We start from the raw sequence: 19,879 nt of genomic DNA on the forward strand, positions 1-19,879 counted from the left end.
AAAACGCACAGGGTAAAGCAGGAAAACCAGTGCAGATAAGCTATGTATCTATGCGCATTGGTATTACGCAACGAGCGTCGCTGAAACTATCACTCAGGGGGCATTTAGGTATATAATTCGCGCCCTGACATTTCCAGCAATTTTGGTGACAGATAGCATGCTAGTTCTTCGCGGGGCGCCGGCCCTCTCTGAGTTTCGAATCAATAAACTGCTCGCACAATTTGCGGACAAACAACTTGGGGTATCGGCCCTGACCGCCGAATACGTGCACTTCGCTCAGACAGAGGGGGAGTTAAGCGCTGAGGAACACCAGGTGCTCGCCAGCTTACTGGTGTACGGACCAAAAGCAGATGAACGCGAAGCCAAAGGCAAGCTGATACTGGTTGTGCCCCGACCCGGTACAATTTCTCCGTGGTCGTCAAAAGCCACCGATATCGCGCATAACTGTGGTCTGAATAAGGTCATACGAATTGAACGGGGCATTGCTTATTACCTTGAAGGCGTCAGTGAGGAAGATCAGCAACAGTGCGAGGCGTTATTATATGATCGCATGACTGAATCGGTGTTAGCCGGAACCGCACAAGCCGAAGCCTTGTTTGTGCAACAGCAGCCCGCACCAATGCGCACAGTAGACATCCTCGGCCAGGGCCGACAGGCCCTCGTGCTGGCCAACGAAGAGATGGGACTGGCGTTGGCGGAAGATGAAATTGATTATCTGGTCAGCAGCTTCGAACGCCTTGGCCGCAATCCCAATGACGTTGAACTCTATATGTTTGCCCAGGCCAACTCAGAGCACTGCCGGCATAAGATCTTTAATGCAGACTGGAGCATTGATGGCCTGAAACAGCCCAAGTCGCTGTTTAAAATGATCAAGAATACCTTTGAACAGTGTCCGGATTATGTGCACTCCGCTTATAAGGATAACGCTGCGGTAATGGAAGGCTCTTTTGCCGGGCGTTTCTTTGCCGATGGTGACAACAAAGAGTATCAGTTTCATCAGGAGCGCATCGATATACTGATGAAAGTAGAGACGCATAATCATCCTACGGCGATATCTCCGTTTCCAGGTGCTGCGACAGGCTCAGGCGGGGAAATACGTGATGAGGGTGCTACAGGGCGCGGCTCCAAACCTAAAGCAGGATTGGTAGGGTTCAGTGTGTCTAACTTGCGCATCCCCGGCTATGAACAGCCGTGGGAACAACAGTATGGCAAACCCGGGCATATTGTCAGTGCGCTGGAAATAATGCTGGAGGGGCCTCTGGGTGGCGCCGCGTTTAACAATGAATTCGGCAGGCCGAATATTCTTGGCTACTTCCGCACCTATGAGCAACAGGTTACCAGCTTTAATGGCACTGAAATCCGCGGTTATCATAAGCCCATTATGCTGGCTGGCGGGCTGGGTAATATCCGCCCTCAGCATACGCAGAAAGGTGAAATTACCGTTGGCGCAAAGCTGATTGCTCTGGGCGGACCGGCAATGAATATTGGCCTGGGTGGGGGCGCGGCCTCCTCGATGACGTCAGGACAATCCAATGAGGCATTGGATTTTGCTTCTGTGCAGCGCGATAATCCCGAAATTGAACGGCGCTGTCAGGAAGTTATCGATCGTTGCTGGGGCATGGGTGAAAATAATCCTATCCAGTTTATTCACGATGTGGGCGCTGGTGGCCTGTCAAATGCCTTTCCTGAGCTGGTCAATGATGCCGGACGCGGCGGGCGTTTTGAGCTGCGTAAGATTCCCAACGATGAACCGGGAATGTCGCCGTTGCAGCTATGGTGCAACGAATCTCAGGAGCGCTATGTACTGGCCGTGGCGCCAGAAAATCTGGATGTATTTACTGCGATCTGTGAGCGAGAGCGTGCGCCTTTCGCCATTGTCGGTGAAGCGACCGAAGAAGCCCATCTGAACCTGCACGACAGCCATTTCGATAACAATCCGGTCGATATGCCACTGGATGTGCTGTTGGGCAAGCCGCCGAAAATGCATCGTGATGTTAAAACGGCCAGCGTTGAAGGTAATGGGCTTGAGTTAAGCCACGTTGAGCTGTCGGATGCGGCCGAGCGGGTATTGCAACTGCCTGCGGTGGCAGAAAAAACGTTTTTGATCACTATCGGTGACCGCTCGGTAACCGGATTGGTGAATAGGGATCAGATGGTCGGGCCCTGGCAGATCCCGGTGGCTGATGTAGCTGTTACCGCGTCTGGTTACGACACCTACCATGGTGAAGCCATGTCGATGGGGGAGCGCACTCCGCTGGCACTTCTTGATCATGGTGCATCGGCGAGAATGGCAGTGGCGGAAGCCATTACCAATATTGCGGCGGCTGATATCGGTGATCTGAAACGTATTAAACTCTCTGCAAACTGGATGGCGGCGGCAGGGCACCCCGGTGAAGATGCAGGTCTCTATGCTGCAGTAAAAGCGGTGGGTGAGGAACTCTGCCCGGCACTGGGATTAACCATTCCGGTGGGTAAAGACTCGATGTCAATGAAGACCCGCTGGCAGCAACAAAACGAAGATAAATCCGTCACATCTCCTTTGTCTCTGGTGATCACCGCCTTTGCCCGGGTCGAAGATATTCGTCGTACCCTGACGCCGCAGTTACGCATGGATAAGGGGGCTTCCCGCCTGTTGTTAGTGGACTTAGGGGCAGGACAGAATCGTCTGGGTGGGTCATGCCTGGCTCAGGTCTATGAACAGCTGGGTGACAAGGTGCCTGATCTGGACAAGCCGGATTTACTCTCAGGTCTGTTCAATTCGATTCAAAAATTGATCGCTCAGGGTAAACTGCTGGCCTACCACGACAGATCAGACGGTGGCTTGTTTACCACATTAACGGAAATGGCTTTTGCCGGTCATTGTGGTCTCGATATCAACCTTGATGGTTTGGGCGAGGCGATGCCAGCGCTGTTCAGTGAAGAGCTGGGTGGGGTGATTCAGGTAGCCGAAGAACATATTGCAGCGGTCAAACAGGAGTTTGCCGCACAGGGCCTGCAAGAGCATGTGCATGATATCGGTCAGCCAACCGCCGGAGATGGTATCCGCTTTGTTCAGAAAGGCGCGACGGTGCTGGAAAACACCCGCAGCCACTATCGGAACCTTTGGGCACAGACCACCCATCATATGCAATCTTTGCGGGACAACCCAGAGTGTGCTGAGCAGGAATTGCAGCAGAAAAATGACCCGACCGATCCTGGTTTACATGCCAGTCTTACCTTTGATTTAAACGAAGACGTGGCGGCGCCATTAATTGCTACTAATCTGTCGTCGGGTGTACGGCCGAAAGTGGCGATATTGCGGGAACAGGGAGTTAACTCCCATGTGGAGATGGCAGCAGCATTCAGTCGCGCCGGATTCAGTGCTATTGATGTGCATATGAGCGATATTCTCAGCGGTCGGGTTGAGCTGAATCAGTTCCAGGGGCTGGTGGCCTGTGGTGGCTTTTCCTACGGTGATGTGCTCGGTGCCGGTGAAGGATGGGCGAAGTCTGTTTTATTTAATAGCCGTGCCAGAGATCAGTTCGCGGCATTTTTCAATCGCAATGAAACCTTCTCCCTTGGGGTTTGTAACGGTTGCCAGATGTTGTCCAATCTGAAAGAGTTAATTCCCGGCGCCGGCCATTGGCCTCATTTTGTTACTAATCGCAGTGAGCGCTTTGAGGCCCGCTTCTCTATGGTGGAGGTGATGCAATCAGACTCAGTGCTGTTGCAAGGCATGGCGGGCTCACGGATGCCGGTAGCAGTGTCCCATGGTGAGGGCCGGGCAGAGTTTGCCGATGCCAGTGCTCTGAAGCAGTCTGTGCAAAGTGGTGAACTGGCGCTGCGTTATGTGGACAACTATGGGAATGTGACGCAGCAGTATCCGGCTAATCCTAATGGCTCGCCCGAGGGCATCACCGGCCTGACGACCAGTGATGGTCGCGTGACGATTATGATGCCGCACCCGGAACGGGTATTCCGCACTGTTGCGAACTCCTGGCACCCCGATGAGTGGCAGGAAGACAGCCCCTGGATGCGTTTGTTCAGGAATGCGAGAGTATTTGTGGGGTAACCTGAAACTTTTTGTTCTCTTCTCCTGTCTGTATGGATACTCCTTAGCGTGGAGTTTTGAGTGAACATTGAATGAGTTTCGGCTCACTTTTAACAGGCACCGCCGGTTTTCGGCTGGTGCCTTTTTTATGTCCAGGGAAGGACGGTATGCCGAAAATGTCGGGAACATTTTTTCGGCGATGTCCAGGGAAGGACGGGCAGGTGATTATAAGCTACCTCCCTGTAGCTTACCTGCTGCGCAGGCCAGCTAAAGCTGTTCCATGGCGTTCCATACGCCATGGTGCTCCTGCATAACCTGCACTTCCGCCCTCCTTGGCGGTCGTATACCGAAAATGTCGGGAACATTTTTTCGGCGATGTCCAGGGGCTGTGAACGCCCGGAAAATGCGCAGCTTTGTAGAGCCCAATTTATTGGGCCTGAATGACAGGAAGTCGATCTCGCAGAGGCGCTGAGGATTTTGGTGGTGAATTTCTCCTATTTCTCTGCACCTTTGGGAGAGCAATGCGGTGCACTGGCCGAATGGATTCGACGCATAATTCCATCCTTCTGTTCACGAGACAAACCCTCCCTGTACTCGCTTTCGACCCCTATATTTGGCCGAAAACAGGTGTTCTGCTGCCTAAATGTCAAAAAAATGACATTTTTTTACCTAAGCTGTTGTTAAATAACAAAACCCTGTTTAGTATCTATACTAATTTCCGAGGGGAAGCTGATTTTTAAGCTATTTCCCGGAAATTGCCGGTTTACAGAAGTTTGTTCATAGCAGGGACGTAATGGGTAAGTAAATCGGACAGAGCAGGGATTTGTAGACAATAAAACAATAAAAGAGATGGTTTATGAATCGCTCATCACGAGGTTTTGGCCTGGCCGGGGTGTTGTTCGCCGTGATTATCATGGTCGTTACTGCATTTTTCGGGACGAGGGCCGAGTCTGCGCCTGATTATCAGAATAACGCAGAACATAAAAGTGAGGTTACCGTGGTTTCTGATGGAGCTCGCGATTAGTCTGTTTTTGTCGCTGGTTTTTCTGTAACAATACATAGGTGGCTGCCAGGCCGCCGTGGGCTCTCTGCGCTGTGTGAAAAGCCAGTACCTGAGGTAATTGTCTTAGCCACTGATTCACATAACTTTTCAGAAATGCCGGAAAGGGTTTACTGTCTATCCCCATTCCATGCTGTATCAACAGGGTTCTGACTCCTCTGTCATGGGCCTGTGTCAGCGAGTCAAACATCTGCTCCCGGGCTTGCTCAAACTTCATTCTGCGGATATTCAATACATCGTCGATGCGATATTTACCGAGGCGTAGTTTTTTATACACACCTTCCTGAACACCATGTTTTTTAAACTCAAGAAAAGCATCAGGCTCCACGGACTCAACTTTTTCGATACTGAGGATATTTGGGTTCTGTGATGCTGCTTTTTCAAGAGCCTGTCGTTTGAGTCGTTGAGCCAGGGTTTCTGTGCCCCGAACCTGGTGAACCACTTTGTCATTGGCTGCAATTGGCCTGACGTCCTGCATGGCGTCGAGAAAAGCTTGTTGATCTTGTTTAGCTGCCCCCATGATTCCTCCTGTTGCACTGACAAGTCTATATTTACGTGACAAAGAGAAAGTGGATTAGTTTACTTCACTATTGTGCTGATATCTTTACTGACTTCATCACTGAAGTGAACCAGTGCCTGACGCATTTTCTCTACCGCATGCTCATAGCCATCGGCTGTAAGCTGTATATCGATATCGCTATTGGCACTCATCAGGGACTGATGAGAGTCACTTTTCGTCACCCAGTACCTGGCCTGCAACCGGACAGCATTCTGTTGTTCAATCAGCAGGTGAATAATCTGAATATGCAACTGGTAGTCGCTTTGTTGTGCCAGAGGCTCGGTAATCGATTGGAGGTGAAACGACGCATCGGGGTGATTGAGTTGTTTGAGCATTATTGTTTCGATGCTGGCATCAATACGCTGTGCCCAATAATGTTCACTGGACAATTGTAGCCGATTATTGCTGAGGCGCATTACCAGTCCATCCTGACGTAAATAATCCGGTAAGTTAAGACTTTGCAGCGTCACTGTCGGTGCCTGGTTGTTAGGGGCTGACATTGTCCGGGTCGGGTTATCCAACATGTAGTATGTGATCTGAGTGGGGGCGCTGCTACAGGCACTCAGCAGCAGGACAAACAGAAGCAAGTGGCTATTTTTCATTCCCGGGTTCCTTTGGCTTTAGGCTCTGTTTCATCGCTGTTATGGTCGAATATCAGGCTGTTGGGCTGTCGGTTAAGCTTATGCAGCAGCGGTTGTAACTGACTGAGACTTTGCTCCAGCCGCTTTAAGGAGCGGTTTAGCTGGGTATGACTGGAAGAGCCTGAACCGTAGTCGCCGCCGAGTTTCTCGAATGTTTGCAATGTGTTGTTGAGCTGCTGTATCAGTTGCTTCTTCTCCACATCGTCGATCAGGTTGTCGATTCCTGAGAGACTACCCTGCATCTTTTGTAATGCCGTCGTGGCACTTTGCATGGTTTCTGAGATATCCATACTGAGTTGCTCCAGTGGCAAACTACTGAGTTTATCCAATATGGCATCGAGTTTTTGTGTCAACAGAGAGAACTCACCGGAAATACTGGGAACCAGGGTGAAGTCGGCAATTTGTTCTACTGAAACCGACTTTATGCCCGGATGATATTTCAGCTCGATATATTGTTTTCCCGTCAGCAGGTTTCCTGTTGCCAGCGAAGCCTTCAGGCCCTCTGATATCCAATTGTGCATATTCTTTTTCAGTGTTTCTCTGCCGTTGTCATCGTCTGTTAAGCCTAACTGAGCAGGGTAAAGGGAGAAAATCACCGGAATGCGATAGTCCCTGGCAAGATAAGGCTGGTGATTCTGCTCCAGCGCCACATTCACCTGCTCAACTCTGCCAACAGTGAGCCCGTGATACTCAATCGGTGCGCCGATATCCAGCCCTTTTACCGAGTCCTTTATCAGTAATGCGTATTCAACTTTTTGTTTGAGTTGCGGGCGGGAAGCCTGGTCATAGTCAGCGTAGATATGAAAGAAAGTGCGTCGCCGCACGACTTTTCCTGCCTCCATTCCCTCGGGTATGCCAAATGTTACGCCATTGGTCAGTAAGGTCTGCAGGTTACCGGTGTGCACTGTCAGCCCTTCAGTGTTTAACCCTACCTGGATGCCACTGATATTCCAGAAGCGGGTATTCTGAGTGATCAACTGGTGATAGGGCGCATGGACAAAGGCGTTATAATAGACTGTACGCTCAGCATAGTTAAAATAGACATTTTCAATTTTTCCTACGCTCATTCCTTTGTAAATGATCGGATCGCCTTCAGTAAAGGCAAATTCTTCGCCGCTACTCAGGGTTAAGTGCATACCGGGCGAACCTGCCGGAGTGAGTGGCGGATCATCCAACCCACGAAAACTTTTGGCAGTTTGATCACTCGAACCCGGTGCTAATTCTATATAAGCGCCTGACAATAGTGTCGAGAGTCCGGACACACCCGACAGGCTAACCTTGGGTGATACCACCCAGAAACTGGCATCTTCAGTTAATAAGGGAGTTGATTCCTGAGTCATTCTGGCCGTTACCAGCACCCCTTTACTGCCCTTTGCCAGTCGGATCTCTTTAACCAGACCAATATCCACATCCCGTGTTTTAATACGGGTTTTGCCAGCCTCCAGACCTTCAGCAGAGCTGAACTGAATATTGATCATCGGGCCTTGCTGGCTCAGTTCTGTGTAGATCATCCAGATCCCGATACCCAACGCAACCAGGGGAACCAGCCAGACTTTTGACCATGAGGAAGCCTGTTCGAGTCGGGCGCTGCTACTGTTTTGTGTCGTTGTCATCAGGTTTTTGTGTCCATATTAATCTGCTGTCAAAACTGTTGGCGGCCAACATGGTCAGAATAACCACTGCTGAAAATGCCAGTGCCGCTGGTCCGGGGTAGACACTCATTGTATTACCCAGCTGGATCAGGCTGACCAGAATCGCGACGACAAATACATCTATCATTGACCAGCGACCAATAAAGTCGGTGATTCTGTATAGCTTTGTACGCCAGTGCTGGCCTGTGAGCACCTGCCTCTGAATACTGTAGTTCAGCCAGCACAGAGTGAGCAGTTTACCGATCGGCACAGCCAGACTGGCGACAAAAATTACCAGTGCAACAGGATAAGAGCCATCTTGCCAAAGACTGACGACGCCGCCAAGTATTGTACTGGGCTGCTCCTGCCCCAGCACTCTGGTATGCATAATAGGTAAAGTATTGGCAGGGATGTAGAGTATCAGAGCAGCGAGTAAATACGCCCATGTCCGTTGTGTCACCTTGTTTACCGGGGGCGGGGCAGATTTTGCCAGTTTCCATCTTTGTTCACCAAGGCGGCGTAAACTTTTAGACAACTGAAATTCATCCAGATATATCAGACAACAGAGCAGGCACAGGGTAAAAAAGAGATACGCATAAAACGACAAACCCAACTGAATGTCAGCCATATCCCGGATCTTGATCAGGCTGATCAGGGCACCCACCAGGAAAATTTCTGCCATGCTCCATGGCAGAAGGGCGAAGAGAATGCGCTTTACCCAGCCACCATGGGGAGGATACTTATCTCGTTTTAAATGATAACTGAGGTAGATCATACAGAGTAAAATGCAGGCCGGAATGACGTAGATAGCCAGCAACTGAATGGTAGCCAGAATGGGATATTCCTGCTCAACCAGTGTGCTGATACTCAATGGAATGTTCATGCGCTGAAACTGCCCCTGAACACTGAATATCATAAACTCAAAAGGAACAGAGGCTATTAAAAAACACAACGCCGCCAGGCTGAAGGCCAATACCTTCTCATTAGCATGAGAGCGCATCAGGGTAAGTTGATAACCACACCTGGGGCACAAGGCTTTCTGTTTGTGCTGAAGGTCCGTCACCGATACCACCAGGTGACATTCCGGGCACCGTACCTGAATTATATCCGGCGAATTAGCTGAATCTTCATTCATAGGCTGTGTTTTTCATCATAAGATGACGTCAGTGTAACGAGGGACCGGAATTAATACCATTAGCAGACGCAGGTCCCCGTTATTCTATGCAGAACAACGCATTGGAATTGTTTCCGTGGGTAATTGTTTATATGGTCGTTAACCTGAAATGTTTTGGAGAACACTGCTATGGTTTTTGGTTTTAGATTGCCGGGCTGCGTGATACTGGGGCTCGCCCTGATGATATCCAGCCCGGTTTTTGCACAGGTAAATTCTGGGTTCACTTCACAAGATATCTTTGAGCTTGAATATGTCAGCGACGCGAAGATTTCACCGGATGGCTCCCGCATTGTTTATGTGCGCAGTGGTTACGATGTGATGACTGATGGCAACCGGCGCAGCTTATGGATGCATGATTTAAGCTCGGGCAATCAGTACCCTTTGCATGCGGATCAACATAGCTATAGCAAGCCTGTATGGTCAGAAAATGGAAAAAAACTGGCATTTGTCTCGAATCGTGACGGCCGTAATCAGTTATATGTACACTGGCTGGAGCAGGATAAAATTGCCGTGATCACACAGGTGGAGAAAGGCATCAGCGATATCAGCTGGTCTCCTGACGGCAATTGGCTGGCGTTTACCATGGAGGTGCCGGCGGGTCCTACTGACTTTGCCAAATCCGTGAAAATGCCGAAAAAGCCCAAAGGAGCGAACTGGGCAGATGCACCAATAATAATCGAAAAGGCACGTTATCAGGCTGATGGCCAGGGGATGCTGGAACCTGCGTATCGTCATGTGTTTGTGGTACCGGTGACCGGTGGCAGCGCCAGGCAGGTCACTGAAGGTGATTATCAGCACCGCGGTCCGCTGGCATGGCGCCCAGACGGCCAGGCATTAGTCTTTTCGGCCAATCGCAGTAAAGACTGGGAGTATCAGGGAAGTGAAGCAAACCTGTATCAGATATCCCTTCACTCCTCAGAATTGAATCAATTGACCGATGCTGCGGGTGCTGAATACAACCCACAGTTTTCCGGGGATGGTAAGCAGCTGGCTTATCTGAGCCGCACCGATGCCAGGGTGCCTTATCAGAATACCCGTCTGGCGCTAATGAACCTCAACAACCGGAAAACGCGCCAGATCAGCGACAAGCTGGATCGTTCTGTCGGTCACTATGGCTGGCACAATAACGCCAGTCTGGTGATTCAGTATGATGATCATGGCAAACGTAAGCTGGCAAAAATTGACCTTGACGGAAAAGTGCAGGCACTGACCGACACTCTCTCTGGCACCACCCTGGGGCGGCCTTATATCAGTGGCAGTTTTTCAGTCGCACGCAATGGTGCCATTGCTTATACCCACGGGAACAGCCAGCGCCCGGCAGATTTAGGTTACTGGTTTAAAGGTACAACCCGCCAGCTGACCGATCTGAATCAGGATTTACTTGAACATAAGCAACTCGGACAGGTACATGAAATTGAGTATGCTTCCTCCTTTGATGGCGAAACCATTCAGGGCTGGTATATCACCCCGCCGGACTTTGATCCTGAGCAAAAATATCCGCTACTGCTGGAGATTCATGGCGGACCACACCTGGCCTATGGACCTCATTTCAGTGCTGAGTTGCAACGCTATGCCGCCGAGGGATACGTGGTGTTTTACGCTAACCACCGTGGCAGTTCTTCCTACGGCGAGCGTTTTGCCATGTTATTAGATGGAAAGTACAGCTCCAAAGAAGACTTTGCCGATCATAACTCCGGCGTCGACGCCATGATCGCCAGGGGCTTTATTGATGAACAAAACCTGTTTATTGCAGGTGGCTCGGCAGGAGGCATTGCCAGTGCCTACGCAATTGGCCTGACCGACAGATTCAACGCTGCAGCCATAACCAAACCGGTGATTAACTGGGTCAGTAAAGTACTGACCGCAGATAGTTATCTTGGACAGATCCGTAATCAGTTCCCCGGCATGCCGTGGGAGCACCTTGAACATTATTGGCAGCGCTCTCCCTTGTCTCTGGTGGGCAATGTGGTCACGCCGTCATTAATAATGACCGGCGAAGCAGACAGGCGCACACCGATATCTGAATCTGAGCAGTTCTATCAGGCATTAAAACTGAAAAAAGTAGACGCGGCGCTGGTCAGAGTGCCTGGCTCACCTCATGGTATCGCCGGCAAGCCATCGAGGATGATCGCCAAGATTGAGCATACACTGGCCTGGTTTGCGCGATATCGCAACGAGGATTAACAGAAACGTTCAGACAACCGCTTAGTGCATGTTTGCACTAAGCCCAGCTCGCGGTGTAAAGAAGAATCTGCTTTTCTGTCAGGTCAGAGTTTGCTGGCAGAAAAGCGGAGTAAGGCTGCTCGGTATCTAAAGCACTGTGGAGGGGCAGGGTAGCCAGTCCGCTCATGGCAATTTCCTGGACATTGGGGGTTTTGATAATTCTTGGCACATGCCGTTCGCCATACTGAGAAATAGAAGGAATCAAAGGTCTCAGCCGGGCAATCATCTTATCCAGCAATTCAGGGGTAATATCTCCACCGAAGATAATGGTCTGGCTATTGAGTACTGACTCCAGCATATGAATGGCAATGCGCATGGGTTCGGCCGCCTGTTCGAGCCAGCGTGACAGGATTTTGGGATTGTTTTCACTCAGGTGGTTGATCGCCTCCAGATCCATGTCCGTTTGTCTGGTCAGTTCTCTCAGTGCATTGAGTGAGGCAAAATCATTCAGTCTGCCCAGCTCGCCGTCCTTGCTACTGACCTCGGGGCTGACAAAAATGTCACCAAAAGCGCCTGTTAAGCGATTGTGGCCGAGCAGAATGCGGCGGCCATAAACAACCGCAGCTTCCATCTGCAGGCCTAAATGTACATAAACAAATCCCTGCAGTCCTCTGGCCTCACCATGGAGCATATGCCAGGCGGCACAGGCGGCCGCTGTGGATTCCATGACCACAGGATGCCCCAGGGTGATAGCCAGAGACTGGCAAAACATCTCTCTGGCCTTAGGGTCGGGGTAGTCATGATCAAACTGATCCACAAAACTGATGCCTACGCCTAGCAACTCACCTTGTTGCACGCCATGTTCCGTCAATAATGCCTGCAAAGCCTCATGCAGTGTTCCCGGTAACTTCTGGCCGCGTGGAATATCACACTCTCCAATCTTTTCATTGGTCAGGCTGAAGAGCGCCAAACGACAGTGATTATCGAACAAACGTATGCCCGCATTGACCGTGTTTTTTCCTGACAACGCCAGCATCTTAGATGGCTTACCCACGGTGCCCTGTCGTTTTACTCCTAATTCGTTGATCAGCCCGGCCGCCAGCAGTTCATCCACCATATTGGTGATAGTTTGCTTAGTGAGGCCGGTTATCTTGGCGATCTCAGCCCGGGAGACAGGGCTGAGGGTCGCGATGTGAGATAGGACCAGTCGTAAGTTTAATGCTTTGTTTTGTTTGGAATTTGATGCTTGCAATGAAAGCTTCTCTGGGTTTAGTGCGCCGAAACATTGTACGTATTATGACTACAGCTACCAGTATTTTTTATTCACCATTCTTTTAAGTAAAAATGATTGACATAATATGAAGGCATTTTACACTAGATACTGTTTGTAAATTAATCGTGATGGAATAGTAAATGAAACGACTCTTATTAACAGCCATTTGTGGCCTGTTCTTATGCCTGTCAACTGGATTGCTGGCGCAGGATGGACTGGTTGCGCAACTGGACAAGGCGGGTTTAGCTTCACAAATCCAACTGAATAAAAGCCAGGTGGAACAAATTAAAAAGAAAAATCTGACAGCGGCACTGGCCTGGCATGGCGCAAGCCCATGGGTTAGTGCGGTTAACCGGGGCGCGACAGAAACCTTTAACCAATATGGGGTTAAGGTGCTGGTGACGACCGATGCGCAATACGATCCAGTGAAGCAGGTAGCAGACATCGAGAACATTCAGGCATTGAAACCGGACTTGTTACTGTCGCTGGTCATCGACGGGGTGAGTGCCAGGGAGGCCTACAGAGCCATAGTTGATGCACAGACGAAGTTAGTGTTGTTGAGCAACCCTATTCCGGGATTCGTACATGGGCGGGATTTTGCCGGTATTGTTACCGATGATATGCGGGGAATGGGCCAGACAGCAGCGAAACAGGCAAATGCCTATCTTCAGGGAAAAGGCAAAATCGGCATGATCTATCACGATGCTAACTATTTCATTACCAACACCCGGGATCAGGCGTTTTTAAAAGCAATGTCGGCCTTTCCGGGGATAGAAATGACGGTGAAACGGGGATTTGTCAAAGAACACGATACCAGTGCTATCGCATCGGCGATGATGCTCCGCAATCCGGATTTGGATCTGCTTTACGTCTCCTGGGATACCGCTGCGGAGGGGGTAGTGGAGGCCCTGCGCAGCGATGGCCACAATAGTGTCAAAGTGATTTCCCATGATCTGGGTGTCAACAATCTTCTTGATATGGCGCAGCAGGGCAATATGCTCGCTTCTGTTGCAGACAGACCTTTTGAAATAGGCGTGACCATGGCGAAGGTGGCGTTGCTGGCAGAGGTGGGGGAGTCTTCACCTCTTTTTACACTGGTACCCTTTGATGTGGTAACCAAAGAGAACATCGCAAACAGTTGGCAGCAGGCCTATCGGAGTCAGCTGCCGCGTATTGTTCAATTGGCTATAGGAGAGTAAAGATCATGTCCGGAACATCCCCGGCGCTTTTAACCACCGAGGGACTGATGCGGCTGTTCAAGCGTCAGTACTTTATTTACTACATGTTTATTCTGGTATTGGCAGGGTTCGCTCTGTTCTTGCACGACACAGGTTTTGTCAGTGCCAGCAACTTTATGAATATCATTCGCCAGACTGCACCGATTACGGTGATGGCGGTGGGACTCAGTTTTGCACTGGCAGTGGGGCATATCGATCTGTCTATAGGTTCAGTAGTGGCTCTGAGTGCTATCGTTGGAGCAATCCTTCTGCAATACACCGGTGTACCTCTGGCAGTACTGGGTGCGCTGGCCACCGGACTCGTGGTGGGCCTGATCAACGGGCTGTTGATTGAACGACTTAAAGTCTCTTCATTGCTGATTACGCTTGGGACAATGGGGGTGATTACGGGAGTCAGCCGTCAGATCAGTGGCCTGGAGTCGATCCCTATTATTTCCGATAGTTTCCGGGCGTTGTTTGGCAATGGTAGTTTGTTCGGGATACCTGGTTTGCTGTGGTGGACGCTGTTAAGTGCTTTGGTGGCCTATCTGGTAATGAACAGACTGGTATTTGGTCGCCATTTACTGGCAGTGGGTGGTAGCCCTGACGCAGCCAGGGCCATGGGAATTCGTACTCAGCGGGTCAGGATTCAGGCTTTGATTATTTGCTCTATGTGCGCGGCTCTTGCCGGATTGCTGTATGCAGGCCGGTTGGCCGGCGCACGCTATACCCTGGGTGAGGCTGATTTGCTGACGGTAATCGCCGCCGTGGCAATTGGCGGTGCCAGTCTGTTTGGAGGCCGGGTCAGTATTATAGGGGCCGTTATTGGCTCCTGGCTGATGGGTATGATCAACAACGGCCTGATTTTGTCGGGCTTTTCTACTGACGAGCAGATGATCACCCGTGGAGTGATCCTGATCACGGCGGTGGCGATAGGCGCAAGGGAGGCAAAAAATGGTTAGAAATGCACTGAGCCAGACTATTCTGGAAGTTCGCAATATCAGTAAGCGATTCGGTGGCGTGCGTGCCCTGCGTGATGTCAGTTTCACTATCAGTAAAGGTGAAGTGGTGGGCCTGCTGGGTGATAACGGTGCAGGAAAATCGACTCTGGTACGTTGTATCTCCGGCATTCATCCACCGGATGAAGGCCAGGTACTTATCGCTAACAAGGAAGTGAATCTTGACACACCCATGGCGGCCCGAAACGCGGGCGTGGAGACCGTATTTCAGGATCTGGCGATGGTGCCGGAATTCAATGTAGTGGAAAACCTCTACCTGAACCGGGAGATACGCTCAGCCAACCCACTTTTGCGCTGGATGGGATGGCTGGACACAAGGGCCATGGCCAGACGCTGCCAGAAATCCCTTAACCGGCTCAACAGTCGTATTCCCAGTCTGTATGAAAAGATTGAAAACCTATCAGGCGGTCAGCGTCAGGCAGTCGCTATTGCCAGAGCGGTCAGCTGGGGCGCCGAATTAGTGATTATGGACGAGCCTACTGCAGCGCTGGGCGTAGAACAGAGTGCGCAGGTGAATGACCTGATCAAGCTGATCAGCTCTCAGGGTGTGGCAGTACTGTTGATCAGCCACAATATGCAGCATGTTATTGAGACCTGCGACCGTGCGGTGGTGCTGTACCAGGGGCAATGCAGCGCGGATGTTGCCATCGAAGATGTCGACAAAAACCGACTGGTCTCGATGATCACAGGTGCCGCTGATTTGCCATTACCCGAATCAGCATAAGGAAGCGTTCATGGTAGAAAGGAATATCAAACAATTACTCAATGGCATGAGTCTGGAGCAAAAAGTCGGGCAGCTGTTTATTCTGGCTTTTGCCGGTGAGGATCCGGACTATCCTTCTTATCTGGTACGTGAACGTCACGTAGGCGGCTTTTATCTGACCGATGATAATGCCGCCAGCCCACAGCAGGCAAGGGAGTTAACGGCTTCATTGCAGTTTGAAGCCAGTCTTCGTCCCTGCGATGCGCCATTGATTCTGGCCGTGGATCAGGAAGGCGCCTGGGGAATACTGACGCAGCACCTGGAGCTGGGGCCTGGTAATCTGGCATTGGGCAAGGCCGGGGATACCGCACTTACACAGCAGATGTACCACATCTTCGCCTCACAGGTGGGGGCGCTGGGATATAACTGTATCTTAGGGCCTTGCGCCGATGTGAATGCAAACCCGGACAATCCTATTATCGGCCAGCGCAGCTTTGGTGACATACCGCACCATGTTAGTGAACATGTGACAGCCGCGATAAAGGGGATTGATTCAGGTAACCTGCTCAGCTGCGCCAAGCATTTCCCGGGGCACGGAGATACCAGCGAAGACAGCCACCAAACCCTGCCAAGTGTAGATAAGCCACTGGAGGTGCTGCGAAAGACAGATTTACTGCCGTTTCAACAGGCGGTCAGCTCAGGGGTGGATATGATCATGACCAGTCATATCTGCTACCCGCAGATAGACATGGATAATCCCGCCACTTTGTCAAAAAACATACTGACTGAATTGTTGCAACAAGACATGGGATTTAACGGACTGATTATTACCGACAGCATGAATATGTGGGCTATGCGTCGGCGGTATGATCCTGTGGATGCTGCCATCAGAGCGCTGGAAGCGGGCGCCCATCTGATTATGTTATCTGAAGAACATTACGAAAATCAGACCACCGACTACAAGGCTCTGCAGCAACAGACGCTGGATGGCATGTTGCGGGCCGTCCGGCAGGGACGAATCAGCGAGACGCTGTTAGATGAGCGCCTGACCCGCGTTTTGGCGGTTCGCTATGGCCGGTTGCAGCAAGCGCCACCGGATATGTCGTTGGTTGATGCCCCCTCAGAGATCGCTGCCCGGGCTGCGAAAAAGGCCATTCGGGTATTGGCAAACAGGCAACAATTGCTGCCCCTGCAGCAACAGGCCTACTTTGTGCCGCTGGCCAATCCGGCCAACTTTGACAAACTGGTGAACAGCCGGGGGATAGGCCCCAATGATCCCAGAGCTGCAAGCAACGAGTTGTATCAGGCTATGCTGGAACAGGGAGCTGCACTGGAGAAAATCACTTTCACGGCGCTGCAGAGGCAATTGCACAGTGCTGGCTCAGACTGGCAGGACCGGCCGGTAATAGCGGTGTGGGAAGACTACCCGCTGCCGGGCGAAGATTTCGATCCGGGGCAACAACAGCGATTGAAATCACTGCTGCAATGTTATCCCGACAACCTGATAGTAGCCTGCCTCGGGCCAGACTATCCCTTAAGTGCTTTTCCAGGCTTACAAACCTGCGTGTGTACCTATTCCAGTCGCCGGGTCGCGGCATTGGAACTGGCCAGATTTCTGTTAACTCTGGATTAACTTTTTAAACAAACTCTTGACATTAGTCTAAATGATGGATTAATAATAAGTAAAAACAAAAGACAAAAGGCCGTGCGCCTTTAATTAACACCAAACAGACAATAAACAAGGAAAAAACATGAAAACCAAATTGAACCGCCTGACTATGGGGATACTGGCCAGTTGCTGTGCATTACCTGCCTGGGCACAGGATACTTCCGAAGCGGGGGCTACTGACACGACTGAAATCATTCAGGTACGGGGTATTCGCGCAAGTGTGACGAAGTCTCTGAACAATAAGCGCTTCTCTGATTCAGTCCTCGATTCTGTTACCGCGGAAGACATCGGTGATTTCCCGGATAAAAATATTGGTGACGCCTTGCAGCGTATTCCTGGTGTGACGGTAAATCGCGGCTTTGGTGAGGTGGACGGGGTCAATATCCGTGGTACTTCACCTCAGCAAAGCATGGTGCTGTTAAACGGGCAGAATGTCGCCTCCGTTGGATGGTTTGATTTGGGAGGGTTTAAGCGCAGTTTTAATTTTGAACTGCTCTCGGCAGACCAGATTTCGAGCATGAATGTGTATAAATCTGCTCAGGCAGATCTTAATGAGGGAGCGATGGGCGGCACAGTCGATCTGATGACCCGCAAACCTTTGAATATGGATGCCAACACCTTTTATGGCGCCATTGAGTCGAGTAAAAACAACAATGCCAGTGGCGTGGAAACAGGTTACTCCGGTTTGTATAGCTGGAAAAATAGTGAAGAAAAGTTTGGCGTACTGGTGGCCTATTCGGTAGAAAAACAGGATGTGGTCAGAGAGACGCTGAGTTCGTTTTCTGTGCCGCTGGACTTCTCGGCTCTGGGCGTGCTGGATACGGAGGGTAACGCGCCGATCGTGCCTATTGGTATGGCCTCAATTCTTTTTGATGAGGAACGCGAACGTGAAAGTGCTCAGGTGAGCTTACAGTATCAGGCAACCGACAACCTGTCCTTCGCACTGGATTACAACAAGTTTACGCTTACCAATCCGCACACCAATACCGCGTTGTTTGCGTTCTTTCATCACAACGCTGTGATAGACGCAGACTCTCAGGTGGTCAATGACAAAGGCGTAACGGTTGCAGGTGAGGCCATTCCTGTCAGTCAGGATAGCGGTCTTGTGCCGATGTTTAACAATACCGTAATCCGGGATCCGAAAATGGAAACGGATGTGCTGAATCTGAGTATGGAGTATGCGGCTGATAACTGGACACTCAGCGGTGTTGCCGGGCGTTCCGAAGCCAAATCAAGGGGCATGCAATCGAGTACCTGGTGGGGTAACCAGGAAGACAAGAGTAAAACCGGCTTCACCTTTGATATTTCCGGGCCCCATATCATGGATCCTACTCATCCTGATTACGTGCAGGATCACAGTCAGCAGCAGTTGTATCAGGAATTCTCTTATCTGAACAACGTGCGTGATCATGAGATTGAATATTACCAACTGGATCATAAATATTTGCTGGGCTCGGGCATGATCTCTTCCATTGAGACTGGCATTAAGTATCAGGAACAGGTTTTCGGCGCATCTCAGCATACCTATGATGCGGGTTTGTTAGAAAAAGGCATGACCGCAGGCCTGACCCTTGAAGATTTCAATGGCGGTAATGTATCGGGCTTGCACAGCAAGGAAGGTCGCCAGGGCACGTTAACCTCCTTTGCTGTCATGAACAATGATATCTGGAACTTTGCTGAGGCAAATAAAGGTCAGTTGCAGATCATCAAGCGTTTCTCGGTGGAAGAAGAAATTACCTCGGCCTATGCAAAGGCGAACTTTGAGGGCGCTTCATTCAGAGGCAATGTGGGGCTGCGTTATGTGCAGACCGATGCACTCTCTCTCGGAACGACTGATGGTACACCAACCGGTGATGCCCTCAGTGGTAAAAAGAAATACACCAATGTATTGCCGAGTCTTAATCTGGTGTACGACCTGAGTGAGGATCTGCTGCTGCGCTTTGCGGCCGGTTCTACCGTATCCCGTCCTGATTATGATCAGATGCAGATGTTAACGGATATCACTATTCACCAGAAAAAAGCCACTGTAGGTAGCCCGGATATCGAACCCTATACGTCAAATCAGGCTGATCTGGGTGTGGAATGGTACTTCAATCCTGCTTCATTACTCAGTGCTACAGCCTTTTATAAGGATATTGACGACTACATCGAACAAACCACAGAGCAGGAAAGTATCGATGGCTGTCAGAACTGTCAGGTGACGCGTTTCAGAAATGCCGGCTCGTCAACAGTCAAAGGGCTTGAACTTCAGTACCAGCATGACTTCGGAAATGGATTCGGGGTTCAGGCTAATTACACCTTTACTGACAGTGAACTGGAACAGGCCTCTGGTGACACGGTACCCATGTACGAAGTGTCTGATAACTCCTACAACCTGGCCGCTTATTACGAAAGTAAGGTATTTACTACCAGGGTTGCCTTTAACGGGCGTGACGAGTGGACCTTCAATTATAACGGTGCTCTGGTTACCGCTGATCCCTACAAGCAAGTGGACGCATCCATAGTGTGGCACGTTAATGAGCAACTGGATGTCTCGCTTGAAGGGGTCAACCTCCTTAATGAAGCCAGGGTTGGTCGGTTACCCGAGTACGGCATTGTGCATAATGTTGATGAATTCGGTACCCGCTACTTTATTGGTGTCAGTTACAAACTCTGAACCCTACCCCCTGAAGGCAGCAGAATGCATGTCTTCAGGGGCGCTGGCTTGTCAAAACCAAATGGATATGACCGGACAGAACAA

General features: G+C 50.5%; 12 protein-coding genes. 7 read left to right on the forward strand and 5 right to left on the reverse strand.

The annotated features are described in order from the left end of the window. The first annotated feature begins 157 nt into the window (after nt 1-157). Complete coding sequence (gene purL / locus CDA54_RS15795) at nt 158-4,051, forward strand: phosphoribosylformylglycinamidine synthase (RefSeq protein WP_099036003.1); 3,894 nt, start codon at nt 158-160, stop codon at nt 4,049-4,051. 971 nt (nt 4,052-5,022) lie between these two features. On the opposite strand, the gene smrA is transcribed toward purL, so the two are convergent. Genes smrA through CDA54_RS15815 form a run of 4 tightly spaced genes read right to left on the reverse strand, consistent with a single transcriptional unit; the run spans nt 5,023 to nt 9,056 of the window. Beyond that, nucleotides 5,023-5,610 (reverse strand): DNA endonuclease SmrA, encoded by a 588-nt coding sequence (gene smrA, locus CDA54_RS15800; protein ID WP_099036004.1) that lies wholly within the window; start codon nt 5,608-5,610, stop codon nt 5,023-5,025. A gap of 59 nt (nt 5,611-5,669) precedes the next feature. Continuing rightward, nucleotides 5,670-6,251: a PqiC family protein gene (locus tag CDA54_RS15805; RefSeq protein WP_099036005.1), complete on the reverse strand. Its 582-nt coding sequence runs from the start codon at nt 6,249-6,251 to the stop codon at nt 5,670-5,672. Continuing rightward, nucleotides 6,248-7,903 carry an intermembrane transport protein PqiB gene (pqiB, locus tag CDA54_RS15810; RefSeq protein WP_099036006.1) on the reverse strand — a complete coding sequence of 552 codons (1,656 nt, stop codon included), beginning with the start codon at nt 7,901-7,903 and terminating at the stop codon, nt 6,248-6,250. Before pqiB ends, CDA54_RS15805 begins: the two co-directional genes overlap by 4 nt. Beyond that, entirely contained in the window at nt 7,881-9,056 is a 1,176-nt protein-coding gene (locus CDA54_RS15815; protein ID WP_099036007.1) for a paraquat-inducible protein A, read from the reverse strand. The genes pqiB and CDA54_RS15815 overlap by 23 nt, the downstream gene beginning before the upstream one ends. A 168-nt stretch (nt 9,057-9,224) precedes the next feature. Between CDA54_RS15815 and CDA54_RS15820 the strand changes: the two genes are divergently transcribed. Next, entirely contained in the window at nt 9,225-11,279 is a 2,055-nt protein-coding gene (locus tag CDA54_RS15820; RefSeq protein ID WP_099036008.1) for a S9 family peptidase, read from the forward strand. A gap of 37 nt (nt 11,280-11,316) precedes the next feature. Here CDA54_RS15820 and CDA54_RS15825 read toward each other — a convergent pair whose 3' ends face one another. Beyond that, on the reverse strand, nt 11,317-12,510 hold the full coding sequence (locus CDA54_RS15825) for an ROK family transcriptional regulator (RefSeq protein WP_099036009.1): 1,194 nt from the start codon (nt 12,508-12,510) through the stop codon (nt 11,317-11,319). 161 nt (nt 12,511-12,671) lie between these two features. Here CDA54_RS15825 and CDA54_RS15830 point away from each other — a divergent pair, with 161 nt between their 5' ends. From CDA54_RS15830 to CDA54_RS15850, 5 genes are all read left to right on the forward strand, one after another. Further along, entirely contained in the window at nt 12,672-13,730 is a 1,059-nt protein-coding gene (locus tag CDA54_RS15830; protein WP_099036010.1) for a substrate-binding domain-containing protein, read from the forward strand. Nucleotides 13,731-13,735: 5 nt separating this feature from the next. Continuing rightward, a complete protein-coding gene (locus CDA54_RS15835) occupies nt 13,736-14,710 on the forward strand; it encodes an ABC transporter permease (RefSeq protein WP_099036011.1) in 975 nt (324 codons plus the stop codon). Further along, the gene (locus CDA54_RS15840) at nt 14,703-15,491 is read left to right on the forward strand and encodes an ATP-binding cassette domain-containing protein (protein ID WP_099036012.1); all 789 of its coding nucleotides are present in this window, start codon (nt 14,703-14,705) and stop codon (nt 15,489-15,491) included. The genes CDA54_RS15835 and CDA54_RS15840 overlap by 8 nt, the downstream gene beginning before the upstream one ends. A 10-nt stretch (nt 15,492-15,501) precedes the next feature. Continuing rightward, entirely contained in the window at nt 15,502-17,103 is a 1,602-nt protein-coding gene (locus CDA54_RS15845; protein WP_099036013.1) for a glycoside hydrolase family 3 protein, read from the forward strand. A 118-nt stretch (nt 17,104-17,221) separates the two neighbouring features. Then, nucleotides 17,222-19,795: a TonB-dependent receptor gene (locus CDA54_RS15850; protein WP_099036014.1), complete on the forward strand. Its 2,574-nt coding sequence runs from the start codon at nt 17,222-17,224 to the stop codon at nt 19,793-19,795. Nucleotides 19,796-19,879 lie beyond the last annotated feature (84 nt).

Source organism: Lacimicrobium alkaliphilum (assembly GCF_002591895.1).
GTDB lineage: Bacteria > Pseudomonadota > Gammaproteobacteria > Enterobacterales > Alteromonadaceae > Lacimicrobium > Lacimicrobium alkaliphilum.

Excerpts from the sequence above, each read along its gene's own strand:
- purL (WP_099036003.1), top strand. The coding sequence starts at position 158 with ATGCTAGTTCTTCGCGGGGCGCCGGCCCTCTCTGAGTTTCGAATCAAT.
- smrA (WP_099036004.1), bottom strand. The coding sequence starts at position 5,610 with ATGGGGGCAGCTAAACAAGATCAACAAGCTTTTCTCGACGCCATGCAG.
- CDA54_RS15805 (WP_099036005.1), bottom strand. The coding sequence starts at position 6,251 with ATGAAAAATAGCCACTTGCTTCTGTTTGTCCTGCTGCTGAGTGCCTGT.
- pqiB (WP_099036006.1), bottom strand. The coding sequence starts at position 7,903 with ATGACAACGACACAAAACAGTAGCAGCGCCCGACTCGAACAGGCTTCC.
- CDA54_RS15815 (WP_099036007.1), bottom strand. The coding sequence starts at position 9,056 with ATGAATGAAGATTCAGCTAATTCGCCGGATATAATTCAGGTACGGTGC.
- CDA54_RS15820 (WP_099036008.1), top strand. The coding sequence starts at position 9,225 with ATGGTTTTTGGTTTTAGATTGCCGGGCTGCGTGATACTGGGGCTCGCC.
- CDA54_RS15830 (WP_099036010.1), top strand. The coding sequence starts at position 12,672 with ATGAAACGACTCTTATTAACAGCCATTTGTGGCCTGTTCTTATGCCTG.
- CDA54_RS15835 (WP_099036011.1), top strand. The coding sequence starts at position 13,736 with ATGTCCGGAACATCCCCGGCGCTTTTAACCACCGAGGGACTGATGCGG.
- CDA54_RS15840 (WP_099036012.1), top strand. The coding sequence starts at position 14,703 with ATGGTTAGAAATGCACTGAGCCAGACTATTCTGGAAGTTCGCAATATC.
- CDA54_RS15845 (WP_099036013.1), top strand. The coding sequence starts at position 15,502 with ATGGTAGAAAGGAATATCAAACAATTACTCAATGGCATGAGTCTGGAG.
- CDA54_RS15850 (WP_099036014.1), top strand. The coding sequence starts at position 17,222 with ATGAAAACCAAATTGAACCGCCTGACTATGGGGATACTGGCCAGTTGC.